The following is a 23,776-nucleotide window of genomic DNA, read 5'->3' as shown; positions in this document are numbered from 1 at the left end:
ATTGACCCGCCTTCAGTGACTTCAGATCCGGACCATGCGGCCGGTGGTCGCCGACTCCAGTGCGCAGTCGGCGATGCGCAAGGCAATGATTCCGTCGCGCAGTGTTGCGGGCATAGGACCCTCGGTTTCCAGGGCCGTGAGGAATCGATCGAGCTCGACCCGGTAGGAATCAGCGTGGCGCTCGAGGAAGAAGTTCAGCAGCGGGTCGCGTGCTTCCGTCATCGTGCTGGTCCAGCGACGCAGCGAAGAGGGGCGGTGGTTCTCGTTGAGCAGCATGCCCTTCGAACCAAACACCTCGACGCGCTGGTCGAAGCCGTAGGAAGCTTCGCGGCATTGATTGATGTGGCACTGCTTGCCGGACGCCGTGCGCATGATGACCATGACGCTGTCGAAGTCCGGCACGTCCGCGATCGTCGGATCGACGAGGCGGCTGCCGATCGCCATGATCTCCACGGGATCTTCGCCGAGCATCCACCGCGCGGTGTCGAAGTCATGGATCGTGCTATCACGGAAGTAGCCGCCGGAGTGCCGCAGGTACTCCCGCGGCGGCAGCCCTGGATCCCGGCTTGTGATGATGACCTGGCGAACAGCGCCCACTTCGCCTTCGTCGATGGCCTGGCGCAAGCGCATAGCGTCCGGGTCGAAACGTCGATTGAACGCGAGCATGACGCGGCCGTTCAGCTTCTCGATCATCTCGACTGCGGTGCGCGCCCGCTCAATGTCGAGGTCGATGGGCTTCTCACATAGCACCGGCTTGCCGAGCTTTACGGCGCGCAGCATCAGATCGACGTGCGTGTCGGTGGGCGTGCCGATCAATACCGCATCGACGTCTTCCCGTTCGATGGCGGCAGCGCAATCCAGCGAAGCTTCGCAGCCAAGTTGCTCGGCCAGCGCTTCCACGGCTGCCTTGTAGGGATCGGCGACCACGACCAGTTTGGTCCGGCGATCTGCCGCGATATTGGCTGCATGGATCTTGCCGATCCGCCCAGCACCAAGCACAGCTACACGTAGCATCTCTTCAACTCCGTCGATGTTGGCCGCGAGCGCGTCAATGCATCGCAGCGAATTGGTTCCCCGGATTCGGTCAGGCGCCGATCAGTTGGCGACCATCCTGTTGATCCAGTCGGTGGAGCCCTCCTGGCTCTTGCGAGGCGCCAAGGTGAAGTCCCAGTTGACCGACCAATACGGCGCCTTGAGCCCGAACTTCTGAGCCTTAGCTTGGTCTTCGACCTTCTCGAAATCAGCGATCAAGTCGTGCTTCACTCCGAAGACGGCGTCCTCGGATAGGTACTGGCAGTCTGGGGTGAAGATGTGGGTGATGACAGGCTCGTAGCCAGGCGCGGTCACGATGGAGTGCATGTGTGCCGCGCGGTTCGGATGGCGTCCGATCTGGCCCAGCAGCTTGCCAACGGGGCCGTCATTCGGGATGGGGTAGTGACGCGGCTTGACCGAGCGGAACCAGTAGCTGCCGTCGTGGGCCGAGGTGAACATGCCGCGCAGGTTCCAATCGGGCTGGACGCCTTTTTGCTGGACGTCATAGAAGCCTTCGTTATTAGTTTGCCAGACCTCGATCTGAGCTCCCTGGACGGGCTTGCCGTCGATGTCGACGACCTTACCACTGGCCAGCATCGGCTCGCCCTTGCCGTCCAGGCAGATGTTCGCGCCGTTCTCGTAGCGCGGGGAGCCGGAGACATAGAAGGGACCCAGGATGGTGTTGGGCGTCGCGCCGCTCGGGCGGCGGTTGTTGATCGAGTCGACCAGCATCGATACGCCCAGGACGTCCGACAGAAGAATGAATTCCTGGCGCCACTGGTTGCACATGTGACCGGTGTCGGTGAGGAATTTGATGGCAGCCAGCCATTCCTCGTGGGTCGGCTCGATTTCCTTAACGGCAGCGTGCAGGTGCTTCACGATGATCGACATGACTTGCTTGAGGCGCGGATCGGCGTCGGCACCCATGCGGGCATTCACTACCTCGGCCGAGGTGTCCTCTTCAAAGTACGGGTACTTTGCTTTTCGATCGCCAGTGGTCATCTTGTCTCCGTTGCAATTGGTGGTTCTTAGGCGCGGTGAGATACGCCTGTTGCTTGGGAAGAACTTTAGGACCGTGACCTCTTTGGCGGAAGAGCCATAGCAGGGAATGAGTTTCCCGCTTACCGAAAGAATGGGTCCCGTTCATCCTTGTTGGTCGTCAATGCCGGGACAAAGGAGGGCTGTCAGCCCGACCCGGCGGGAATCCGCCTGCGTGCCGGCACGAGCGCGCGGCCTAAAGGAATTCGCACGCGATCTCACCCGATCACGGCCACGCAGCCGCTCGCCTCGGCTGATCAGGACGTCCAGAGGCGCTCGTAATCGTTCGCCTCGAAACGCTCGACCATCGCCTCCATGAAGAGGCGCACCTTCGCCGGTAGATGTGCTCGCGTCTGAAAGGCGAAGTTCATCGTCAGGCGGGGCAGATCCCAGTCATCAAGGATCGGCACCAGCGCACCTCGCGCGATGTCGTCGTAGATGATGTATTTGGGCTGGACGAGGATGCCCATTCCGTCCAGGGCGGCACGCACCACAATCTGGCCGTCACTGGCCTCTAGTAAAGGCCTCACGTTCACCACCGAAGTCTCATCTCTGCGCCTGAAGTTGAGCGTGTTCGGGTCGATGGCATGCGAATAGATCAGCATCTTGTGCTTGACCAGATCATCCGGCGACTGAGGGACGCCGTGCCGCTCGAGGTAATCGGGCGAGGCGGCAAGGACCCGCCGGGTCGACCCGAGCCGACGAATGGTGATGTTGGAGTCCGCCTCGAACTGGCGCGTGCGGATCGCGAGATCGACGTTGTTGTCGATGATGTCGTAATAGCGATTCGCCGCGATCACTTCCACCGCGATGTCCGGATACTTGGCCGTGAACGCGGGCAGTAGTGGCTCGATCTGCAAGAGACAAAACGATAGCGACGCCGTGACGCGCAGCACGCCGGTCGGCTTGATAGTCGCTTCGGTCACCGTGGCCTCCGCCTCCCGAAGATCCGCAAGGATCCCCTTGGTCCGCCGATAGAACTCCGTCCCCGCGTCGGTCAGGTACAGCTTTCGAGTCGTGCGCTGAACGAGACGCGCACCCAGATGCTCCTCGAGAGAACACAGATAGCGGCTCGCCGCAGAGATCGATAGGTCAAGGCTCTCGGCAGCCTTCGTCAGGCTGCCCACCTCAGCGATCTGCACGAAGAGTTCTACGGCGGCGAAGCGATCCATGAGCAGTTGTACGCGGGCATCACAAAAACGTAGGGTGCGCGGCGTTTGCGAACTCATCGCCTCGCGCTGCTTATCAGTATGGGCAGTCTCCAGCGTGAGTGGCTTGAGATAAACGGTTCTCAGGTCCTCACACTGTTGCGCGCAGGTTGACGATTGAGCCCTTTAGCGTCGCTCCGCATCCTGGCCACCGACGGTATGGACGCCTCCTCCTCGCTGCTTGACTGCGAAAGGTGTAGCTACTCTGAGGCGAACGTGTTGCCGGGCCGATCCGATCGAGAGAAATGTAGGGGGACAATGGGCGGCAGTGACCGCGACCCGACGATCCCCAAACCAGGGTAGGACTGCAACGGGCACCAAGCCGCTGATCCGCCCAGCCCTCCCTAAGGACGGTTCTCGCTGCACTGCCGACTTGGTTCGGACGTCCTCTTTCGGCGGCATCGCGCCCTTTGCAGTGGCGTGCCGCGCCACTTGTCGAGTCACGCCGTAGTAGCAACGCCTTTTCCAGAGTCGAGCGATGGCGGTACCACGACGAACACCACTCACTCAAGAAAGGCGCTGACGCGGTTCGACCTCTCCATCGCGGGCGGCGAGCCCGCGGATGGCACCGTCGCCGACGACTGACGAGCACCCGCAGCTGCTTTCGACAGGCGTGCCTGCATGTTCACACTCGAGGTTCAGCGGCGCGATCGGCGCCTTTGGACTGTTCGATCATGTGAGCTGATTGGCAACGCTCATGGGAGCGGCCTGCCAAGCTACGCGTATCAGTACGCGCGCTCGCTCAGTACCCAGGCCGGTGACGACGATCTGGACGACGCCGTCACCCGAGAACCTGACTGGTGGCGCAAAGGTGTCTGCGACCCTCAGGAATGTCGGCCAGTCTTGTTCTTGCGCCCAGCGACCTTCGGTGCCGCGGATGCAAGGAGTGCGTGGCGGCAAACCGCCAGGAATTCATCGGCCAGTGGCGAGTCGTCGGGACACGCTCGCGACATGACGATGGCACCCACGGCATGCGCCAGCGCGTCGAGGGTCTTGGCTCGCGCCTGGCCAGCATCTGCCGAACCCGACGCCGCGCGCCGGTTGGTCAGTGCGGCGACGAGGTCTTCGACGCCGGCCGCAAACGCAACCCGAACCGCCTCAGGCTGGCGTGCGGTATCCCCTCCAAGGGCCGCCATCGTGCAGCCGGTAGCCCGTGAGTCTCGGTGCTCTCGCGAGAGGTATTGCTCCACGAACTCCACCGGGCCAACGCCATCGGTCATCGCAACGGTCTGCGCGATGCCGCACGCCGTCGATTCCGCGATCAGGTCGGCCTTGGATCCGAACTGCTTGTAGAAGCCGCCGTGAGTGAATCCCGCGGCCGCCATCAGGTCGGCCACGCCAACCCCGTCGTATCCGTGCTCACGAAACAGAGTGGACGCCGTCTCGACGACGTGCGCCCGGTTTGCTTGAGCCTGTGCCTTGGTGACCTTCATTCTTCGACAACCGTGAGTTCGTGCGTGAACGAGCCCACTATACATTGATGTCGAACATCATCCAACACTTGACACGTTGGATTATGATCGTCATCATTACACCATCGACAGTTTCCAGCTCTCGCGCCAGAGCCAGCTCGCTCGGCCCTCGGACTCGACAGCAGGAACTTCGAAGCGTTGCGCCCGCGCTTGCGGCCCCCTTCCAGCAGGAAATCGATCATGTCAACCCTCCCTACCGTCCTCATCACGGGCGCCTCCACGGGCATCGGCGCCACCTACGCCGAGCGCTTCGCGCAGCGCGGCCACGACCTCGTGCTGGTTGCCCGCGACAGATCGCGGCTGGAGGCGCTCGCCGCCCGCCTTCGCACCCAGCACGACATCGCAGTCGACCTGCTGCCGGCCGACCTGACGCAGCAAGCCGACCTGGTCTCGGTGGAGGCCCGGCTGCGCGACGATGCCCGTATCGGGATCCTCATCAACAACGCCGGCATGGCGCAATCAGGTGGCTTCCTGCAGCAGAACGCTGACGGCGTCGACCGCCTCATCGCGCTCAACATCACCGCGCTGACGCGACTCGCGGCCGCCGTTGCCCCGCGCTTTGCGCAGTCCGGCACGGGCTCGATCGTCAACATCGGCTCGGTCGTCGGCTTCGCCCCTGAATTCGCCATGTCGGTCTACGGCGCGACCAAGGCGTTCGTCCTGTTCCTGTCGCAAGGCCTGAACCTCGAGCTTTCATCCAAGGGCGTGTACGTGCAGGCGGTACTGCCCGCGGCGACCCGCACGGAGATCTGGGAGCGCGCCGGGATCGACGTCAATTCGCTCCCCGACGTGATGGAAGTGGGCGACCTGGTCGATGCGGCGCTCGTCGGCTTCGATCGCCGCGAACTGGTCACGATCCCGCCATTGCAAGTCGCCGGTCGCTGGGATGCGCTGGATGCCGCTCGCCAAGGCTTGCTTTCGGACATTCGCCAGGCGCAGGTGGCCGAACGCTATCGCTCGCAAGCCTGATCGCCTCCCGCCACCCAACCCTGAAAAACTGCCGTGACTTCCTCTCTCCTGAGATCCAGCCTCCACGCCCTGGCGCTTTGCGCTGCGCTCGCGTCGCCGTTTGCCGAGGCCAGTGGCGTCATCTCAACGAACGCGAGCCCTTCGATGACCGCGGGTGTTCGGCCCGTGACCTGGAAGGACGTCCCGACGCAGTTCGTCTCTGCAGGCGGCGTGGACTTCGCGTACCGGGAACTCGGTCAGCAGAACGGGGGCGTCCCCGTCGTGCTGCTCGTGCACCTGGCCGGCGTGATGGACAACTGGGATCCGCGCGTTGTCGATGGTCTGGCCGCGACCCACCACGTGATCGCCTTCGACAATCGCGGCATCGGATCTTCCAGCGGCAAGCCGGCCAACACGATGGAACAGATGGCCGACGACGCCATCACGTTCATCAACGCCAGGGGATTCAAGCAGGTCGACCTCTTGGGCTTCTCGATGGGCGGGATGATCTCGCAGGAGATCGTGCTGAAGGAGCCGCAGCTGGTGCGCAGGATGATCCTTGCGGGCACCGGTCCGGCCGGCGGCGAGGGCATCAGCACGGTGGCGGGCGTGGCGAACTACGACCTGATGCGCGCGAAGCTCACCGGGCAGGACCCGAAGCAGTACCTGTTCTTCACGCGCACGCCCAAGGGCATCGAGGCCGGGAAGGCCTTCCTGAAGCGCCTGCTGGAGCGTACGGACAACCGCGACGCGGAGATCGCGATCGGTGCCTACGTCGCGCAACTCCAGGCGCTCAGCGCGTGGGGGCAAAAGGCGCCGGCAGACCTCTCGGTCGTGAAGCAACCCGTCCTGGTGGTCAATGGCGACGCGGATCGAATGGTTCCGACCCCCAACTCGTACGACCTTGCACGGCGCCTGCCCAACAGCCAGCTGATCATCTATCCCGATGCTGGCCACGGCGGCGTCTTCCAGTACGAGGAAGACTTCGTGCCCAAGGCCCTGGCCTTTCTGGCGAACTGAGCCCCCGATGAGAAGGTACGCAAGCGCACTCACGGCGCGAATCTCCTGGCAAGCACATGAATGACACGCACCTGACCGCACCCACGCGCTTCGTGGAAGTCGGCGGCACCCGATTCGCCTATCGCCGCTGGGGCAATGGAGCCGCTTCGCAGCCTCCGCTGCTGTTCCTGCAGCACTTCCGCGGTGGCATGGATCACTGGGACCCGTTGATGACGGATGGCCTGGCCGCCGGGCGTGAGGTGATCCTGTACAACGGTCGCGGTGTCGCGTCTTCCGCCGGGACGCCGCGCAACCGGATCGAGGACATGGCCGATGACGCCGCGGCGGTGATCCGGGCCCTGGGCCTGCGCCAGGTCGACGTGCTGGGCTTTTCGCTGGGCGGCTTCCAGGCCCTGGACCTCACGTGGCGCCACCCCGAACTCGTGCGCAAGCTCATGCTGCTGGGTACCGGTCCGCGAGGCGGCAACCCCGAACTGGAAGAACGTGTGCTGACCACGGCGGTCAACCCGACTCCCACCTTCGAGGACTTTCGCTACCTGTTCTTCGGCCGGTCGGATCAGGCTGAACAGGCTGCTCGGGCGTTCTGGGAGCGGCGTCACCAGCGGATGGATCAGGACCCGCCGTCTTCGCCGCAGGTGGCCAACGCCCAGATCGAGGCCAACGTGCTGTACCTGCCCCGGTTGAAGGAAGACGACCCCTTCGCCTACCTGCGCGGCATCCATCAGCCCACGTTCATCCTCAATGGCGTGAACGACGTGATGGTGCCGACCGTCAACTCGTTCTACATGGCGCGCAACCTGCCCAACGCACAGTTGTTCATCTACCCCGATGCCGGCCATGCCCCTCAGTTCCAGTGCCCGCAGCGCTTCCTGCAGCACGCATTGCAGTTCCTGGGCGAGTGACGGTGAGCGTCGTCGCCGCCCCAGCGTCATTGGGTCCCAACCACCGTCCTCGAAGGTAAGACGCCATGCTCAAGTTCAAGCTCCTCTTATGGGCCTTTGCACTCTTGTTGCAGCGAAAGATCCGCAGCAACGCGGAGTGCGCGCGCTACCTCGGCGACAAGCAGCTCGTCTTCCAGATCCGCACAGCCTCAGGCGCTGGCCGTTGGTACCTCATCGAGAAAGGCACCGTGCGCTCCTTCGCCGGCTTGACCGACAACGCGGCGTTCACGTTCACCTTCTCGAACGCAGCCAAGGGCTTCGAGATCCTGTCGGCCAAGGACGCACAGCCCGCATTTCTGCGTGGGGTGGGCAGCAAGGACCTGATCGTGAGCGGCGACTTCCGCGAAGTCATGTGGTTCCAGGGGCTCACCGCCTACCTGCAGCCGCCCAAGGTCATAGCGCCCTGGGACCGCAGTCCGTTCTGAAGGCCACCGCGCCGATCCTTCCCCAAGCAACATAACAACATCGGAGACCCTCCATGACGACATCGCTGGGCACCACAGTGCCCGACGCAAGGCCGCCCGGCTCGCATGCGGCGCAAGTGCCCTATGACTTCGACCACATCGTGATCGGCTCGGGCTTCGGCGGCAGCGTCTCTGCCTTGCGGCTGTCAGAGAAGGGCTACACCGTGGGCGTCATGGAAATGGGCCGGCGCTGGAAGCCCGAAGACTTCCCCAAGTCGAACTGGGATGCACGACGCTATTTCTGGCGGCCGGGTCTTCGCATGTTCGGTTTCTTCAACCTGCGGCTGTTCCGCCACGTGGTGGTGATGTGCGGCAACGCCGTCGGTGGCGGCTCGATCGCCTATGCCAGCGCCTTGCTCGAGCCATCGCTGGAGGTGTGGGACCAGGGCTCGTGGGCCGGCCTGCAGGATTGGAAACGGGTCATGCCGGCGCACTACGCCACCGCTGAACGCATGCTCGGTGTGGCCGACAACACGCTGCTGGGCGAGGCCGATCGACGGCTGGAGAAACTTGCGCGCCTGGCCGGGGTGGCCGACAGCTACTACCCCGGGCGTTCGGGCACCTTCTTTCCGCCCCCGGGCGAACGCGGTGGCAAGACCTATCCTGACCCGTACTTCGGCGGAGAGGGTCCGGAGCGCAGTACCTGCATCGGCTGCGGCGGCTGCCTCGTGGGCTGCAGGCACAACGCCAAGAACTCGCTCGACAAGAACTACCTCTACCTGGCCGAGCGGCGCGGCGCCCAGGTCTTTGCGGAAACCCGGGTGGTCGATGTTCGTCCACTCAACGGCATGCCGGATGGCAGCGATGGCTACGAGGTTCACACCGAGTGTTCGACCGCGCTCTTCGACAAGCGGCGGCGCATCTTTCGCTGCCGCGCCGTGGTGTTTGCCGCGTCGTCGCTGGGCACGGTGGAACTGCTGCTGCGGCTGAAGGAAGCGGGCTCGCTGCCGCGGCTCAGTGATGATCTGGGCAAGCGCATCCGCACCAACGCGGAATCGCTCCTCGGGCTGCGCTTCCCCGGGCGCGGGCCCAGCATGTCACCGGGCATCGCAGGCGGTGCCGCCATCTACCTCGACCGGCATACCCACGTCGGCGTGGTGCGCTACGCAGAGGGCATGGACGGCACCAGTCTGCTAATGACGGTCATGCGTGGCGCCACATCGGGCTGGCGACGCATCCCGGCGTGGCTCTGGCGCATGCTGCGCCATCCGGTCCAGGCGCTGCGGGCCCACAACCCGATCGGCTTTGCGCGCCAGACCATGCTCTTCGTGGTCATGCAGAACAAGGAAGGCCACATCGACCTGCGCCTGCGCCGCCCCTGGTACTGGCCATTCGGCAAACAACTGAGCACGGAAGGCGCGCCGATTCCCGCCCATATCCCAGAGGCGAACGCCTTCATCGAACGTGCGGCCAAGGCCCTTGGCGGCGTTCCCATGTCGCTGCTGACCGAAACCCTGTTCAACATTCCCACCACGGCTCATTGCATGGGCGGTTGTGCGATGGCACAGACCGCCGAGCACGGCGTGATGGACGCCCGCAACCGCGTGTTCGGCTACCAGAACATGCTGATCTGCGACGGCTCCATGCTCAGCGCCAACCTGGGCGTGAACCCGAGCCTGACCATCGCGGCGATGACGGAGCTCGCCATGTCCCACATCCCGGCCAAGTCATCTCCCAACCCCGTTCACGACACATCACGCAGCGACATGCCCATGCCCAAGACATCCAACGCCAGCCACCGGCTTCTGAACCAGCCCCTGACATTGCCCAACGGCACGGTCCTGCGCAACCGGCTGGCCAAGGCCGCCATGAGCGAGACGCTCGGCACCTACGACAACCGGCCGACGCCCAGCCTCGTTCGGCTATATGAACGTTGGGGCGCCTCGGGCCTGGGCCTGATCGTGACGGGCAACATGATGATCGACCGCCGCGCTCTGGGCGAGCCCGGCAACGTCGCCGTCGAGGACGAATCCGACCTGACCGTCTTGCGCCAGTGGGCAAAGGCGGCGACGGCGCAGGGCGCCGCCATCTGGGCGCAGCTCAACCATCCCGGCAAGCAGTCCACCAAGGGCCTGAACGCCTTCAACCTCGCGCCTTCGGCCGTCCCCTTCCGCGAGGACATGGCGGCCCTCTTCGAGACTCCACGTGAAGCCACCGGGTCCGAGATCCACGACATCATCGAGCGTTTCGGGCGCAGCGCGGCCATCGTCAAGAAAGCCGGGTTCGGTGGCGTGCAGATCCACGGTGCCCACGGCTACCTGGTCAACCAGTTCCTCTCTGCGCATCACAACCGTCGCGACGACGAGTGGGGTGGAACCCCCGAGAAGCGCCGACGCTTCCTGATGGCCGTCTATGCGGAGATCCGCCGACAAGTCGGTCCGGAGTTCCCGATCGGCATCAAGCTCAACTCGGCCGACTTCCAGCGTGGTGGCTTCACCGAAGAAGAATCGCTGGCCACGATCCGCGCGCTGGCAGGGGCGGGAATCGACTTGATCGAGATCTCCGGCGGGACCTACGAGGCGCCCGCCATGAGTGGCGGGTTGCAGGAGCAGGCAAAGGCATCCACCGCAGCGCGTGAAGCGTACTTTCTCGACTTCGCTGAAAAGGTTCGTGCCGCTGTCCAGGTGCCACTGATGGTCACGGGCGGATTCCGCACTGCAGCCGGCATGGAAGCCGCGCTGCGAACGGGCGCGCTCGATGTGGTGGGCCTGGCGCGCTTGCTGGCGATCGACCCCGACGCGCCTGCCGCACTCCTGGAAGGCCGCGACAGCCTTCAACGAGTTCGCCCGATCAACACCGGTCTCAAGGCCGTGGATCGCATGGGAATCATGGAGGTGCTTTGGTACACGCGCCAACTCGGGCGCATTGCCAAGGGTGGAGACCCACAGCCGAGGGAAAGTGGGCTGTCTGCTTTCCTGAAGTCAGCGCTCATCAGTGGTTGGGGAACGTTCCGCACACGTCGCTTGCGCGCGCGCGGTTGAGCTCGCTCCTCGCACTGCGGCGCACCAACGCCCGACGACACACCCACCTGGCTCCGCCAGGACAAAGGAAGACATGAAAGCACTCACGTTCAAGCGCTACGGCAAGTCGCCCGGCATCGGCTTTGCCGAGATTGCCCGCCCCTCGTTGAAACCAGACGAAATGCTGGTGCAGGTCCATGCCGCGGGGGTGAACCCCATCGACAACATGGTCCCTGCTGGAACGTTCAAGCTCGTCCTGCGCTTCGACTTGCCCGCGACGTTGGGCAGTGATCTGGCGGGCGTGGTGGTCGAGGTGGGCAGCCGCGTAACCCGCTTCAAGCCTGGCGACGAAGTCTTCGCCAGCCTCTTCGACCTCGGCAACGGATCTCTTGCAGAGTTCGCGGCGGTGCCGGAGAGCGCCGCCGCCTTGAAGCCGCACAACCTGGACTTCGTGCAAGCTGCGTCGATTCCGATGGTCGGACTTACCTCATGGCAAGCGCTGAAGGAGCGCGCAGGTCTGCGTCGAGGCCAGAAGGTGTTCATCCCGGCGGGCTCCGGCGGCATCGGTACGTTCGCGATCCAACTAGCTCACCACCTTGGCGCCAAGGTGGGCACCACCGTCAGCACGGGCAATGTGGAACTGGTTCGCAAGCTCGGTGCCGACGAGGTCGTCGACTACAAGAAGCAGGAATTCGAGAAGGTACTTCGGGGTTATGACGCCGTGCTCGGCACCGTCCGGGGAGATGCCATCGCGAAATCCGTCGACATCCTCAATCCGGGCGCCAGGATCGTCTCCCTCATCGGCCCGCTCGACGCGGCGTTCGCGCGCGCGAAAGGCTTGAACTTCTTCCTGAGGTTCGTGTTGGGATTGATGAGCCGCAAGATCTTGCGCATCGCGAGAAAGCGGGAGGTCAACTACTCTTTCCTGTTCATGCGTCCCGACGGGAAGCAACTCGGGGAGATCGGTGAACTGCTCAAGTCCGAACGCATTCGGCCGGTGATCGACAAGGTGTTCCCCTTCGAGCAGGCCAAGGAGGCTCTCGACTACCTGGCGCAAGGACGAGCCAAGGGAAAGGTCGTCGTTCGTATCAAGTAGCCCGTCGTCATCGCCACGATCCAGAGCCGTGACGGCTCGCCCGCATTTTTCAACACCTCGTTTTTCCGTCAAGGATCATCATGCTTTTTGAACCTCTTGCCACGCCTTTGCTGCAACTCGCCAACCGTATCGTGATGGCGCCGATGACACGCAGCCGGGCCGTGGAGGCCAACACGCCGAACGACCTGATGGCCGAGTACTACGGCCAGCGAGCTGCAGCCGGCCTGATCATCACGGAAGGCACATCGCCGTCTCCGAACGGCCTGGGCTATGCACGCATCCCCGGGCTCTTCAACCAGGCGCAGGTGCTGGGATGGCGGCGGGTCACCGACGCCGTCCACGCCAGGGGCGGCAAGATCTTCGTCCAACTCATGCACACCGGGCGCGTGACCCATGTGTTGAACCTGCCGGTTGCAGCCGAGGTCCTGGGGCCCACCGCCGATGCCTGCCCCGGCCAGATGCATACCGATGCGAAGGGCATGCAACAGCACAGCCGCCCGCGGGCCATGAGCCAGGACGACATCGCGCATGCCGTCGACGAATACGTCCAGTCGGCGCAACTCGCGATCCAAGCAGGATTCGACGGAGTCGAATTGCACGCCGCGAATGGCTACCTGATCGAGCAGTTCCTCAACGCCAATGTGAACCAGCGCACCGACCAATACGGCGCCGGCATCGACGGTCGCAACCGCTTTGCAATCGAGATCGCCCGGGCCACCGCGGCGGCCATAGGCCCACAGCGCGTGGGCATTCGGCTCTCGCCTTATGGCGTGTTCAACAGTACTGGGCCTTTTGCCGACGTGGACGCGCAGTACCTGGCGTTGACGCATCAGCTGTCGGAGCTGGGCCTGCTTTACGTCCACGTTCTCGATCATTCGGCCATGGGAGCTCCCGCAGTGCCTGCCGAGCTGAAGGCTCGTCTTCGCGCCGCCTTCAAGGGCCTGTTCATCCTCGCCGGCGGATTCGATCAGGCCAGCGCCGAGCGTGCGCTCGAAGCCGGTCAGGCGGACCTCATTGCCTTCGCCCGGCCCTTCATCGCCAATCCGGACCTGGTCGCACGCATGCGTACTGACGCCGCGCTCAACGTGCTGGACCCCGAAACCTTCTACACCCCGGGTGCCAAGGGTTACACCGACTACCCGGTACTTGCGGACTGAGCTGTACGGTCTGTCGACTATCAAGGAGCCATGCCATGGGCGTTCAGCAAAGATCCGAAAGTGAGCTGGAAAAACGTGCCCACGCGGACTGTCACCGCTGGTGATGTGACGTTCGCCCACAGGGAACTGGGCACCGAACATCCCGATCCTCCGGTCGTGTGCCTCATCCATCTGGCAGCAGTGCTGGACAACTGGGTCCCAGGTCCGGGCTTGTCGTCCTGCGGCTTCGGAGCGAACCGACCGGGCTTCTATGGGTCGCAAGCGGCGCCGACCGACGCAACCTGGCACGGTGGTCGAACGGCGGCTCCTGGGCGCCTGCCGAAGCACAGCGACACAACCTGGACTTCGGCAATGGGCACGTACCCGAAGCATGGGATGGCCCCGTCCGGTGGCGGCTTGGCGGCTCTCACCCGACCTTCGGAGCTCGGCCTCTGAAGACTGTAGCTGGCCCGCGTCCTGCCACATGCGAGTCGTCGCCGGCGTGCGCAAACCGGCGGGTCAGTTCGCCCGCAACCGCCGCTCTAGGCAACACTGGTGCCCGCAATTACTGAAGGCCCCAGCGCCGCTTCCGGGCCAAAGGAGCTGGCTTTTCGGGACCAAGTGCGCTGTTCGCAGCGAGGACGACAGTTTGCAGGATGCATAGGCGGTATATACAATAGGGATACACGATACCCCTTCCCCAGGAGCCGCCATGCCCGCCGCCACCAGCCAACAGCCACTGAAGCTGAACTTCAAAGACGACACGCTCACGACCGTGTCGAGAGACGCGCTGCGGGCACTGGCCAAAAGACTCGGCTTCAACGAAACCCAGACTGTCCTGTACGCGCTCGCGAGACTGCGAGACGAGGTTTTCGTCGAACAGGACATGGAGAAATTGATGCCACTCACCAAGACTCAGCACCAGGCCATCGCGAAGGCTGAACCAAAAAGGAAAGGTAAGGTCATCGGCTCGCTGCTGTGAGCCAGACGTACTGGACACCGGGCCCAAGCTCGGGGACATTGTCGAGTGCAGGTTTCCGCAGGAAGTAGGCGTACCGGGCCCCAAGAACCGCCCGGCTTTAGTGCTTCAGGTCGAAGAGGCGAGCGATGACCCCGCCGGTTCTGTTGTAGTGGTCGCGTACGCCACATCACAGAACACTACAGCGGTGTATCCCGGAGAGTTCGTCATTGAGGCCAGCGCCAAGACGGGCCTGACCAAAGCAACCAAGTTCGACTTGGTCAATCATCACCGGCTTGCCTTTGACGACACCTGGTTCGCCGCCGCGCCCGGCAAAACGCCAAGATACCCTCGACGCGGGCGGCTTGACCTTCAGGATCCCATCGTGAAGCGCAAGCTTCAATCGGCAATCATGGAAGCCAAGAATCAGCCCAAGAACTTCTGAGATGCCCTTCGCATCTTTCGGCCCTGCCAACTTCGGCAGGGCCTTTTTACGATGCCCTGGCCCGGCCACAGCGACCAACTTGCCGCCCCTGAAGGCGGACGTCGCGCCGACATGCCCACCCCTTCGTCTCTCTACACGGCGTTGTGTTGCCAAAGCTTCGACATGGCGCGAAGCTGAGCATCCCGCTCGGTGGTGATATACCCCGACGTCGTTCCGATCGAGCTATGCCCCAGGTTCCTACGAACGATCTCGATGGGCACTTCCGCGCCCAGCTCGTCGGGGTTGAGCGCATGGCTGCCGTGCGAGTGGCGCAGCCAGTGCGTACTGGCCTGCAATAGCCTCGTCGACGCCTCTCCTTCGAGCGTGCGCGCGGCGTCCTCGAACACGGCCTTCGCGGCCTGGTAGAGCCAGTTCGACGAATATCCGATCGGCCCCTTGCCAGGTCCCCCGAACCGGGCCAACACAGGCACATCAACGTTGCTTGCGCCGTCGACACTCGGCGCGCGGCCCGCGGCGCCGAGCGCGTCGGCCAGCTCCCGGACCAGGTTGACGGGTACTGGGACCTCGCGGAATCGGCCGCCCTTCCCTACCACTTCGAGCATCCAGCCGACGGTCGGGCGGCCATCAGCGTCCGTGAACTCCACCCGCTTGAGGTGTCCGCATCGGGCTGCGATCAGTTCGGCCCCGCGCAATCCCGTTGCATACAGCCAGCGCACGGCCCTGCCGCGCAGCTGCTGCGCTGGCGTGCTTGCCTGGTTGATCACCGCAAGCACATGCTTCCACTGCGCCTTGGTCAATGTTCTGCCAGAACCCAACGGCCGCAGCGGGGCGCGTGGTGGCACCACTGCCGCGAACGGATTGCCGACCAGGTAGCCCTGCTTCATGAGGAAGCCGAAGAGCGATCGCAGTATCGTCAGGGCCTGAGCACGCGCGACGGCCGACAAGGGGCCTTCGAGGGGCCGCCAGAGCGGTGACCAGCGTTGCCGGTGTCGCGGCCCGCACCACCAGCCGGGCGGATCGGCAAGGAAGCGCATGTACGCGTCGGCATCCTCCACGCTGAGCGACGACAGGGCCATCCCGTGCTCCAGAACGCACCACAGCAACAGTCGTTCGGCTTCGCGGCGATACGCCCTCTGCGTTGCCGGCATGTCGTCCTTGGTCGAGAGGAATGCTTCGATCGCCCGGTGGTCGTTGTCCGCTCTCAAGAGGTTGCGATCCCTGGGCGAACGATAGCGGCCGTTGCTGCCATCGAGAGCCTGAGGAACCTGCAGCTTCTCCAGCGGCCGCAACGCCGTCGCCGGTGGCGTCACAGCGTCCAGGTCGCTGCGGCTCAGGTGCGACCGCAGGACCAACGCATGGTCCCCGACCGCATGACCGATGCTGCTTTCGTGCGTCTGCAGCCACTGGACGATACGCGTCGCCTTTACGGGTCCGACGCCCGCCACGCAGGTCCACCATCTTGCGCCGACACCATTGATTCGCTGGATCAGGGCGTGCAGCGTCGGCAGATCCGCACGCTGCAGGCGCTCGGCCAGCCTCGGATCAAACCAGGCATGGACCGAATCGCCGGCCAACGGCTCCTGGGCAGCCAGGTTCTCGAGCCACTGGAGCGCCTGCAGCTGCCGCTCGATCATGCGGGCCCGCCGTGAGAGGCGCGTTCCGCCATTGCCGTGGACCTCCGCATAGCGTTCGAGCTGCTCGGCCTCCGAGAAGCCGTCCATGCCGGATGCAAGTACGAATTCCTCCAGCGACGGCGGCGCCGGCGCCGGCGCCGATCCGGTATCCGGCCAGCGCTGTGCGTCGACAAGTACCAGGCGAGCGGTCCCTGGTCGCTGCTCGCGGCGAGCAGCGGCGGCAAACGCACTCCGCATCCAGGCGATCGCGCTTCGCACGCGCCGCGCATCGCCTCTGTCGCCTTCAATATTCAGATATCGGTCCCAGGCTTCCCCCGAGTCGATCCCCTGAACCAAGGCACGCATGAATGCGAAGTGACCTCGATGCAGCTTTCGCGCGCAAGCGGGCAGCGTCTTCACAGCTCGTCCTTGCGTTGCTGTTCAGAACCCGTAGGGATGTTGGGACCAGGCCTTGAGCACCCGATAGTCGTGCTCGGGCAGGACGATCAGGCCCTGCTCGGCGGCGCGCAGCACGCGATGCCCGGACACGTCGCCGACGCGATTGCCGTGGAGCATGAAGAAGAACCATGCAAACGGGACGCCGATGTGGCGATCAAGCTTCTCGAGCTTGCCGTACAGCTCATAGTCACTTCCCTTGTTGCCGGCGATCTTCGCGAGCCTCTTTGTCGTCGCCCAGGCAGGCGTGTACGCCACCGTGCGTGTGTTGCCGGTCATGGTCGCCTCCTTCATACCGGACGGACTTCGATCTCGTCCTCGGGACCGATGGACCGCAGGGGGTCACATGTCCGCCACCGTCCATCGTCCACCCCGAAGGCCGCCAGGGCAGCTTCAGTGGCCGCGTCTGCGTTGGCCGCGACGACCCGGCCGATCAGGTGCGCCCGCCCCGTCACAGGGCTGCGCGGCAACGCATGAGGCCGCCCCGTCAAGAAGACATCCCAGAGGAAGCGCTCCGCCAACTGGCGCTCCGCTATGACCTCGAGATACGGCGTGTTGGTGAAGCGCCAGGCGGCGGCGCGGATCGCCCTGTCGCGGGCTAGCACGCGGTTCGGAGCGCGAACCATGACGGTGAGGCGTTGACGGGTGCGGCGCTCGCGCAGGCTGACCTCGAAGGACCTGTTCCCGCCGGCGAGGATGGTGGAGATCAGTGGGCCGACGTGACCATCGAGCGGAAGGAACCCGCCTGCAGTGTTGTCGTGGGACGTGTCGGCATGTTCGGCATGTTCGGCATGTTCGGCATGTTCGGCATGTTCGGCATGTTCGGCATCGTGACCGTCGAGGTCAAAGGAATCGTCGCTCATCGCATGGCCGCGCTACAAAGGAGCGTTCGCGGACCGTGCCTTGGTCTGGCCCTCCGGCAAGTGGCTTACCGGCGGCCGATGAACAGTCATCGCCAAGGCAGCGCTCGCGCCTGCCTCCGGCCTGCCCGCCCCTCACCTTTGCAGATCGTTCAAAGACGAGGCGTTTCGCCGACCGGGAGGGGCGAGGGTCTGGGGTCAATAACTCATCTTTATCGAGGCTGACTTTCCAGTAGCGGAACGAAGTGCTGCGGGTCTTGGGCCAATGGCCCCGCGGATGGCAGCCCGAACCAATTCGAGCCTTGCCCGAGAAACCCTGAGGGCCTCGCAATCGCGGGCACACGCCTCTGGCTTCCTGGCTTGCCCTACTCCCCTGCCGCGCGGCAATCAGGATGAGAACAGCGCGTCAATCTGGATGAGAAGACCTGCGGTGCAGGAACGGGGCCGGGCGTAGCCCGGAACCGTTCCTGCACCGCGCGCGCCGGCGGGTGCCTCCCCGGGGGCCCATCGGTGGTCGCGGTGGATCGGGTATGGAGCATGGATCTTGTGAACACGAGAGCCTGCCCGTGCCCGGACATCACATCAACGACTACCAGATGAGGCTTTACATGAAGCACAGATTGTCCGAAGGACCATCCAAGGCGGCCGCACGCGTCGGTTTCAGCGTCGCGACGGCCTACCGCGTCGAGCAGGACCCGCGCCTGCCGTCGCAGAAGAAGGCGCCGCGCGAGCGCCGGCGTCCCGATCCACTGGCCGAGATCTTCGACGCCGAAGTGGTCCCACTGCTCAAGGCGGCGCCAGGCGTGCGCCCCGTTGCGGTGTTCGAGGAGATGATGCGGCGTCATCCGCAATTGCCGCCCGGTGTGCGCCGCACGCTGGAGCGGCGCATCCGTGGCTGGCGCGCCATTCACGGCGAAGAACGTGATGTCATCTTCCGTCAGGTGCACGAGCCAGGCCGCCTGGGCCTGTCGGACTTCACCGAGATGGACGGCTTGGGCATCACCGTGGCCGGTGTCGCGCTGGACCATCGCCTCTACCACTTCCGCCTGGCCTGTTCGGGTTTCGAGCACGCGCACGTCATCCTGGGCGGGGAGAGCTATGTCGCGCTGGCCGAGGGGCTGCAGAACGCGTTATGGGCCTTGGGCGGCGCCCCGCGAGAGCATCGCAGCGACAGCCTGTCGGCAGCCTTCCGCAACCTGGAACGAGAGGCTCGCGACGACCTGACGTCGCGCTACGACGCGCTGTGCGCGCACTACGGCATGCAGCCCACGCGCAACAACCGCGGCGTTGCCCACGAGAACGGCTCGATCGAGAGTCCTCACGGCCATCTCAAGAGCGCCATCCGCGACGCCGTGCTGCTGCGCGGCAGCAGCGACTTTGCCGATCTGTTGGCCTATCGCCGCTTCATCGACGAGATCGTCAGTCGCCACAACGCGCGCAACGGCAAGCGCATCGATGCCGAGCGCGTCACGCTGCAGCCGCTGCCGCCCTCACGCACCTGCGACTACGAGGAGACGCTCGTGTACGTGACCTCGGCCGGGGGGTTCACCCTGCGCAAGGTGTTCTACACCGTTCCGTCGCGGCTGATCGGCCATCGCCTGCGCGTGCGACTGTACGACGACCGGCTGGAGCTGCTGCTCGGAGGAACGTCGCTGATGACCCTCGAGCGAGGTCGCCCCGGCGCCAACGGCCGGCATGGTCACGTCGTCGACTACCGGCACGTCATCCATGCGCTGCGCCGCAAGCCGATGGCCTTGCTCAACCTGGTCTATCGGGACCGGCTCTTCCCTCGCGAAGCCTATCGACTGACGTTCGATCGCCTGTGCGAGGCGCTCACACCACGCGCGGCCTGCAAGACCATGGTCGAGCTGCTGAGCCTCGCGCACGAGCGAACCTGCGAAGCCCAGCTCGCCGACGTGCTGGCTCAGGACCTGTCCGAGCGACGACTACCCGACCTGAAGGCCCTATGGGCCCGCTTCACCCCCGATCCGGCTCGCCTGCCGCACGTATGCGTGCAACTGGCCTCGCTGAGCGACTACGAGGCCCTGGTCAACCTCGACATGGAGGTGCAAGCATGAGCGACGAATTCGACTCGACGCGCCTGACGCTGCTGCTGAACGAACTGCGGCTGCCCGCGCTCAAGCAGATGTGGCCGACCTTCGCTGAACGCTCCGACAAGGAGGGCTGGCCCGCCGCCCGGCTACTCATGGCCTTGGCCGAGCATGAGCTCGCCGAGCGCGACCGGCGTCGCATCGAACGCCACCTCGCCGAGGCCAAGCTCCTGCCTGGCAAGACTCTGGATAACTTCGACTTCGACGCCGTGCCGATGGTGTCCAGGGCGCAGGTCTCGGCGCTGTGCGCCGGCGACGCGTGGTTGCGCAACGGCGCCAATTTGATCCTCATGGGACCACCAGGCGGCGGCAAGTCGCACTTGTCGTCCGCCATCGGCCTGGCGCTGCTTGAGAAGGGCTGGCGCGTGCTGTTCGCCCGCACCTCCGACCTCGTGCAGCGACTGCAGATCGCTCGTCGGGAGCTCTCCCTGGAAGCGGCGATCAACCGCCTCGACAACTTCCATCTCGTCGTGCTCGATGACTTCGCCTACGTCACCAAGGACCAGGCCGAGACCTCCGTTCTCTTCGAGCTGATCAGCGCTCGCTACGAGCGCCGCTCCCTGCTCATCACCGCCAACCAGCCCTTCGGCGAATGGAACAAGGTCTTCCCCGATCCTGCGATGACCCTGGCCGCCGTCGATCGCCTCGTGCACCACTCGACGATCTTCGAGCTCAACGTCGAGAGCTATCGCAGGCGCACCGCCATGCAGCGCAAGCAGCACGGACCAGGACGCCCCGCAAGCTTCGCCACCCCGAAGAATGTCGGCGTTCCAACAGCGCGCGACAACCAACCTGCGTCCTGACTCTTGCCAGCGTCAATCAACGCCGGCATCATCCTGCGGCCGATCGCGGTAGGGACGGAGATTGCTCTCCGCCCCCCGCACAGATCCGTACGTGCCCGATTTGGGCATACGGCTCCTACCTCGGGTGTTTGACGGCAAATCGCTCGCTTGGCCATGGATGAAGGACTCGGGGTGGTGGTAGCCATGCAGCAGCGATCTTCGTCATGCGCTCCCATGTCATTCCGTCCTTCTGGCTGCGTCGCCGGAGCGTGCGCCGCCAAAGATTCACGACGTGATATCGGAACGCGCTCAGTGCCCGCGAGTTCGTGGGCACTGCGTGGTATGCGAAGAATCCGGTCACCACAGCCTTCAACCATCGTCCCTGTTCGGGGATGGCGTCGTGCATGCGGTTACGCAACTGCGCCTTGATTTCCTGGAGCTTCGCTCGCATGCGGTCACCCCGTGTTTTGCGCTTGAGCAGGAATGCCCCGCGCCGGGACTTGCCGCATATGAACGTGAACCCCAAGAACGTGAAGGTCTCCGGCCGGCCAAGGCCGCGCCGCTGTCTACGTTTAGCCGCATGACGGCCGAACTCCAGCAAGCGTGTCTTCTCCCCGTGCAGTTCGAGGCCAAACTGTTCGAACCGCGTTCGCATCGCATCCCAGAAGCGCCTCGCATCGGCTTCATGCTCGAAACCCGCCACGATGTCATCGGCGTAGCGCACGACGATCACGTTGCCGGTGGCTTCTCGCCTCCGCCATTGGTGGGCCCAGAGGTCGAAGACGTAGTGCAGGTAGACGTTCGCGAGCAGTGGTGAGACCACTGCTCCTTGAGGAGTCCCCGTTTCACTGACGCTCCAACTTCCCTCTTCCAGGACGCCCGCCTTGAGCCACTTGCGCACAAGGCGAATGACGCGCTCGTCGCCGATCCGGTGCTCCAGGAACCGGACCAACCAGCTCTGGTCGATTCGGTCGAAGAAACTCCGAATGTCCGCGTCGAGAATCCAGTTCACCGGGGTATTGCTGATCGCCACCGCCAGTGCGTCAAGCGCATCGTGCTGACTTCGTCCGGGCCGGAACCCGTACGAGAGGCCGAGGAAGTCTTCCTCATAGATGGCATTGAGCACCGCGACGAGCGCACGCTGAACGATCTTGTCCTCCAGCGCGGCAATACCGAGCGGGCGCTGCTTGTCGGTGCCAGGCTTGGGAATGAACCTTCGCCTGACGGGCAGCGCCCGATATCCGCCGCTATGGACCCGTGCATGCAGGTCTTGGAGGTTTCCCTCCAGCCCCGCCTCGTAGTCCTCCCATGTCACGCCATCAACCCCGGGGGCGGCACGGCGCTTGAGCGCCAGGAACGCGTCCCTCAGTAGATCGACCGTCACGTGGTGTAGCAGCGCAGTGAACTTCCCCTTCTTCCGCTGCCTCGCAGCGTTCCGTACACGGTCCAGCCCCTGTGACACGCTACCGCGGCTCTGAGTCCGTCGCGTGCGCGGTTGGCCCGTGTTCCCCTTGGTCCCCGCCCTTGGCTCCACCCACTCCGCAGCCGGTTGCCCGGCCTTGTTCGCAGGCTTCATCGCTACTATGGCGAGGTCTGACTTCTCGGGTCCGTTCATCATCGGCTACGGCTCCTCGCCTTCCCGATGCGGGCCAGCCCTATACGGCGGCTGGTCAAACCCGAGATCTCCCGGTTCCCGTACAAGGAGCGTGCACACATGCCAGGGTCTACGACCACGCCGGGCCATCCAAACGCTTGCGATGGCGCGCTTGGATGTGTTGCCTTCCGCCTTGTCGACAGCGTCGGCACCCGGACAAGAATACTATCGCGGCTCAATGGCTGGCCTGTGTGTTCCCCTACCGACGCTTCGCCGACACCCTCGCGGGAGCCGGCGCACGGCTCGGGGCCGATGTGGCTCGCTACACCTTCATCGCAATGGACTTGCACCACCTACTCCTTGCCGGTCTCCCGGCGCACCGACAATTCTTCTCATCTTGTTTGTCGCGCGCTTCTCACCCAGATCGTCGCGCCACACTCCCCACCTCCTCGCCGAAGTCGCCGATAGCGACCAACGCATTTATTCGACTAAAAGTTGTTCACGTCCGAGGTTCCGTGCGTGATGTCATGACCGTCAGAACGGCGGCGACCAGCAGCATGAGCGCGCTAGCCACGAAGGTGCTTTGATAGCCCTGTCGGTCGAACAACAGACCACCCGCCGTAGAACCCAGGGCAATGGCCATCTGCACGACGGCCACCAGCAGACCACCGCCCGTCTCGGCGTCATGGGGGAACGTCTTCGCTACCCAAGCCCACCAGCCCACCGGCGCGGCCGTGCCGGCCAGGCCCCATATCGCCAGCAGGACTACGACAACGGCCATCCAGCTCCCGAAAGTGATCAACGACGCGGCGATCGTGGCCATCACCAATGGGATGGCCACGAGCGTTTGATAGAAACCCCGTTCTAGCGCCTTGCCGATCAGCAACGTGCCAATGAAGCCCGCGGCGCCGATCACCAGCAGGATCAGCGAAAGCGTGGGTACCTGCACGCGTGTGACCGTCTCCAGGAACGGCCGCAGATACGTGAACAAGGCAAATTGCCCCATGAAGAAGAGGCTGCTGGCTGCCATGCCCAAGCCGACGCCACGGCGTTTGAACAACCCGAAGATCTGGAAGACCTGGCCGGTGCCCGTCGTGCGTTCTGGGGCCTGCATGGAAGGCAGCGCGCGCCATTGCCAGGCGAGCGTTGTCAGGGCCACCGGCACCAGGCACAGGAATGCGCCGCGCCAGCCGATGACCGCGCCCAGATAAGCGCCCAGCGGTGCGGCCACCACTGTGGCCAATGCATTGCCGCCATTGAGGATGGCCAGCGCGCGCGGCACCTGCGCCGTAGGCACGAGCCGGATGGCCGTGGCCGCCGACATGGACCAGAACCCGCCGATGACCACACCGATCAGAGCCCGCCCCAGCATGTAGGTGAAATAGTTTGGCGACAGCGCAACGATGGCACCGGATAGGCCCATAGCCGCCGTCAGCGACAGCAGGAGCGTCTTTCGATTCAGGGCGCCTGCCAGCACCGCAATGAAGAGGCTGGTCACCACGGCAAACGCACCGGAGATAGCAATCCCTTGCCCCGCCATTCCTTCGCTGACATGCAGGTCGGCGGCCAGCGGTGTGAGCAGGCTGACGGGCATGAACTCCGAGGCGACCAGCGCGAACGCGCAAATCGACATGGCGAACAC

The 23,776-nt window shown here is 64.4% G+C and carries 20 protein-coding genes and 1 pseudogene; 12 read left to right on the top strand and 9 right to left on the bottom strand.

Annotated features, from left to right (window positions below):
• Positions 1-21: 21 nt before the first annotated feature.
• From iolG to VAR608DRAFT_RS11755, 4 genes are all read right to left on the bottom strand, one after another.
• A complete protein-coding gene (gene iolG, locus VAR608DRAFT_RS11770) occupies positions 22-1,014 on the bottom strand; it encodes an inositol 2-dehydrogenase (RefSeq protein WP_088954226.1) in 993 nt (330 codons plus the stop codon).
• Positions 1,015-1,095: 81 nt separating this feature from the next.
• The gene (locus tag VAR608DRAFT_RS11765) at positions 1,096-2,034 is read right to left on the bottom strand and encodes an intradiol ring-cleavage dioxygenase (RefSeq protein ID WP_088954225.1); all 939 of its coding nucleotides are present in this window, start codon (positions 2,032-2,034) and stop codon (positions 1,096-1,098) included.
• 293 nt (positions 2,035-2,327) lie between these two features.
• The gene (locus VAR608DRAFT_RS11760) at positions 2,328-3,242 is read right to left on the bottom strand and encodes a LysR family transcriptional regulator (RefSeq protein WP_088958742.1); all 915 of its coding nucleotides are present in this window, start codon (positions 3,240-3,242) and stop codon (positions 2,328-2,330) included.
• Positions 3,243-4,102: 860 nt separating this feature from the next.
• Positions 4,103-4,711, bottom strand: coding sequence for a TetR/AcrR family transcriptional regulator (locus tag VAR608DRAFT_RS11755; RefSeq protein ID WP_088954224.1), 609 nt, complete (start codon positions 4,709-4,711; stop codon positions 4,103-4,105).
• Between the two features lie 219 nt (positions 4,712-4,930).
• Between VAR608DRAFT_RS11755 and VAR608DRAFT_RS11750 the strand changes: the two genes are divergently transcribed.
• The 10 genes and pseudogenes from VAR608DRAFT_RS11750 (at position 4,931) to VAR608DRAFT_RS11700 (ending at position 14,718) form a co-directional block, all read left to right on the top strand.
• Positions 4,931-5,719, top strand: coding sequence for an SDR family NAD(P)-dependent oxidoreductase (locus tag VAR608DRAFT_RS11750; protein WP_088954223.1), 789 nt, complete (start codon positions 4,931-4,933; stop codon positions 5,717-5,719).
• 144 nt (positions 5,720-5,863) lie between these two features.
• Positions 5,864-6,718, top strand: a complete 855-nt coding sequence (locus VAR608DRAFT_RS11745; RefSeq protein WP_088954222.1) for an alpha/beta fold hydrolase — start codon at positions 5,864-5,866, stop codon at positions 6,716-6,718.
• A 56-nt stretch (positions 6,719-6,774) separates the two neighbouring features.
• The gene (locus tag VAR608DRAFT_RS11740) at positions 6,775-7,620 is read left to right on the top strand and encodes an alpha/beta fold hydrolase (RefSeq protein WP_088954221.1); all 846 of its coding nucleotides are present in this window, start codon (positions 6,775-6,777) and stop codon (positions 7,618-7,620) included.
• Positions 7,621-7,685: 65 nt separating this feature from the next.
• On the top strand, positions 7,686-8,084 hold the full coding sequence (locus VAR608DRAFT_RS11735; RefSeq protein WP_088954220.1) for a helicase: 399 nt from the start codon (positions 7,686-7,688) through the stop codon (positions 8,082-8,084).
• Positions 8,085-8,137: 53 nt separating this feature from the next.
• Positions 8,138-9,787: pseudogene (locus VAR608DRAFT_RS11730) on the top strand (GMC oxidoreductase); the annotation flags it as partial.
• A 48-nt stretch (positions 9,788-9,835) separates the two neighbouring features.
• On the top strand, positions 9,836-11,104 hold the full coding sequence (locus VAR608DRAFT_RS11725) for an NADH:flavin oxidoreductase/NADH oxidase family protein (protein WP_088958741.1): 1,269 nt from the start codon (positions 9,836-9,838) through the stop codon (positions 11,102-11,104).
• Positions 11,105-11,177: 73 nt separating this feature from the next.
• Positions 11,178-12,179, top strand: coding sequence for an NADP-dependent oxidoreductase (locus tag VAR608DRAFT_RS11720; protein WP_088954219.1), 1,002 nt, complete (start codon positions 11,178-11,180; stop codon positions 12,177-12,179).
• 80 nt (positions 12,180-12,259) lie between these two features.
• Positions 12,260-13,336, top strand: coding sequence for an alkene reductase (locus VAR608DRAFT_RS11715; RefSeq protein WP_088954218.1), 1,077 nt, complete (start codon positions 12,260-12,262; stop codon positions 13,334-13,336).
• A gap of 691 nt (positions 13,337-14,027) precedes the next feature.
• Positions 14,028-14,297: a hypothetical protein gene (locus VAR608DRAFT_RS11705; RefSeq protein WP_088954216.1), complete on the top strand. Its 270-nt coding sequence runs from the start codon at positions 14,028-14,030 to the stop codon at positions 14,295-14,297.
• The gene (locus tag VAR608DRAFT_RS11700; protein WP_088954215.1) at positions 14,254-14,718 is read left to right on the top strand and encodes a type II toxin-antitoxin system PemK/MazF family toxin; all 465 of its coding nucleotides are present in this window, start codon (positions 14,254-14,256) and stop codon (positions 14,716-14,718) included. The genes VAR608DRAFT_RS11705 and VAR608DRAFT_RS11700 overlap by 44 nt, the downstream gene beginning before the upstream one ends.
• A gap of 131 nt (positions 14,719-14,849) precedes the next feature.
• On the opposite strand, the gene VAR608DRAFT_RS11695 is transcribed toward VAR608DRAFT_RS11700, so the two are convergent.
• The 3 genes from VAR608DRAFT_RS11695 to VAR608DRAFT_RS11685 are packed head-to-tail and all read right to left on the bottom strand — an operon-like array spanning position 14,850 to position 17,650.
• Positions 14,850-16,751, bottom strand: a complete 1,902-nt coding sequence (locus VAR608DRAFT_RS11695) for a phage integrase family protein (protein ID WP_231973448.1) — start codon at positions 16,749-16,751, stop codon at positions 14,850-14,852.
• Positions 16,752-16,772: 21 nt separating this feature from the next.
• Positions 16,773-17,066 carry a hypothetical protein gene (locus VAR608DRAFT_RS11690; RefSeq protein ID WP_157730851.1) on the bottom strand — a complete coding sequence of 98 codons (294 nt, stop codon included), beginning with the start codon at positions 17,064-17,066 and terminating at the stop codon, positions 16,773-16,775.
• Positions 17,067-17,077: 11 nt separating this feature from the next.
• On the bottom strand, positions 17,078-17,650 hold the full coding sequence (locus VAR608DRAFT_RS11685) for a hypothetical protein (RefSeq protein ID WP_088954213.1): 573 nt from the start codon (positions 17,648-17,650) through the stop codon (positions 17,078-17,080).
• 563 nt (positions 17,651-18,213) lie between these two features.
• On the opposite strand from VAR608DRAFT_RS11685, the gene istA reads away from it, so the two are divergent.
• A complete protein-coding gene (gene istA, locus VAR608DRAFT_RS11680; protein ID WP_157730849.1) occupies positions 18,214-19,725 on the top strand; it encodes an IS21 family transposase in 1,512 nt (503 codons plus the stop codon).
• Entirely contained in the window at positions 19,722-20,561 is an 840-nt protein-coding gene (gene istB, locus VAR608DRAFT_RS11675) for an IS21-like element helper ATPase IstB (protein WP_088954211.1), read from the top strand. Before istA ends, istB begins: the two co-directional genes overlap by 4 nt.
• A 115-nt stretch (positions 20,562-20,676) precedes the next feature.
• Here istB and ltrA read toward each other — a convergent pair whose 3' ends face one another.
• Positions 20,677-22,158, bottom strand: coding sequence for a group II intron reverse transcriptase/maturase (ltrA, locus tag VAR608DRAFT_RS11670; RefSeq protein WP_088954210.1), 1,482 nt, complete (start codon positions 22,156-22,158; stop codon positions 20,677-20,679).
• A gap of 475 nt (positions 22,159-22,633) precedes the next feature.
• Positions 22,634-23,767 (bottom strand): MFS transporter, encoded by a 1,134-nt coding sequence (locus tag VAR608DRAFT_RS11660; protein ID WP_088958739.1) that lies wholly within the window; start codon positions 23,765-23,767, stop codon positions 22,634-22,636.
• Between the last annotated feature and the right edge of the window lie 9 nt (positions 23,768-23,776).

The sequence above is a fragment of the Variovorax sp. HW608 genome, from assembly GCF_900090195.1.
GTDB lineage: Bacteria > Pseudomonadota > Gammaproteobacteria > Burkholderiales > Burkholderiaceae_C > Variovorax.
This window is presented reverse-complemented; position numbering and strand designations above follow the sequence as displayed.

Coding starts and splice junctions, on each gene's coding strand:
- iolG (WP_088954226.1), bottom strand. CDS start 1,014: ATGCTACGTGTAGCTGTGCTTGGTGCTGGGCGGATCGGCAAGATCCAT.
- VAR608DRAFT_RS11765 (WP_088954225.1), bottom strand. CDS start 2,034: ATGACCACTGGCGATCGAAAAGCAAAGTACCCGTACTTTGAAGAGGAC.
- VAR608DRAFT_RS11760 (WP_088958742.1), bottom strand. CDS start 3,242: ATGGATCGCTTCGCCGCCGTAGAACTCTTCGTGCAGATCGCTGAGGTG.
- VAR608DRAFT_RS11755 (WP_088954224.1), bottom strand. CDS start 4,711: ATGAAGGTCACCAAGGCACAGGCTCAAGCAAACCGGGCGCACGTCGTC.
- VAR608DRAFT_RS11750 (WP_088954223.1), top strand. CDS start 4,931: ATGTCAACCCTCCCTACCGTCCTCATCACGGGCGCCTCCACGGGCATC.
- VAR608DRAFT_RS11745 (WP_088954222.1), top strand. CDS start 5,864: ATGACCGCGGGTGTTCGGCCCGTGACCTGGAAGGACGTCCCGACGCAG.
- VAR608DRAFT_RS11740 (WP_088954221.1), top strand. CDS start 6,775: ATGAATGACACGCACCTGACCGCACCCACGCGCTTCGTGGAAGTCGGC.
- VAR608DRAFT_RS11735 (WP_088954220.1), top strand. CDS start 7,686: ATGCTCAAGTTCAAGCTCCTCTTATGGGCCTTTGCACTCTTGTTGCAG.
- VAR608DRAFT_RS11725 (WP_088958741.1), top strand. CDS start 9,836: ATGCCCAAGACATCCAACGCCAGCCACCGGCTTCTGAACCAGCCCCTG.
- VAR608DRAFT_RS11720 (WP_088954219.1), top strand. CDS start 11,178: ATGAAAGCACTCACGTTCAAGCGCTACGGCAAGTCGCCCGGCATCGGC.
- VAR608DRAFT_RS11715 (WP_088954218.1), top strand. CDS start 12,260: ATGCTTTTTGAACCTCTTGCCACGCCTTTGCTGCAACTCGCCAACCGT.
- VAR608DRAFT_RS11705 (WP_088954216.1), top strand. CDS start 14,028: ATGCCCGCCGCCACCAGCCAACAGCCACTGAAGCTGAACTTCAAAGAC.
- VAR608DRAFT_RS11690 (WP_157730851.1), bottom strand. CDS start 17,066: ATGACCGGCAACACACGCACGGTGGCGTACACGCCTGCCTGGGCGACG.
- VAR608DRAFT_RS11685 (WP_088954213.1), bottom strand. CDS start 17,650: ATGAGCGACGATTCCTTTGACCTCGACGGTCACGATGCCGAACATGCC.
- istB (WP_088954211.1), top strand. CDS start 19,722: ATGAGCGACGAATTCGACTCGACGCGCCTGACGCTGCTGCTGAACGAA.
- ltrA (WP_088954210.1), bottom strand. CDS start 22,158: ATGATGAACGGACCCGAGAAGTCAGACCTCGCCATAGTAGCGATGAAG.
- VAR608DRAFT_RS11660 (WP_088958739.1), bottom strand. CDS start 23,767: ATGTCGATTTGCGCGTTCGCGCTGGTCGCCTCGGAGTTCATGCCCGTC.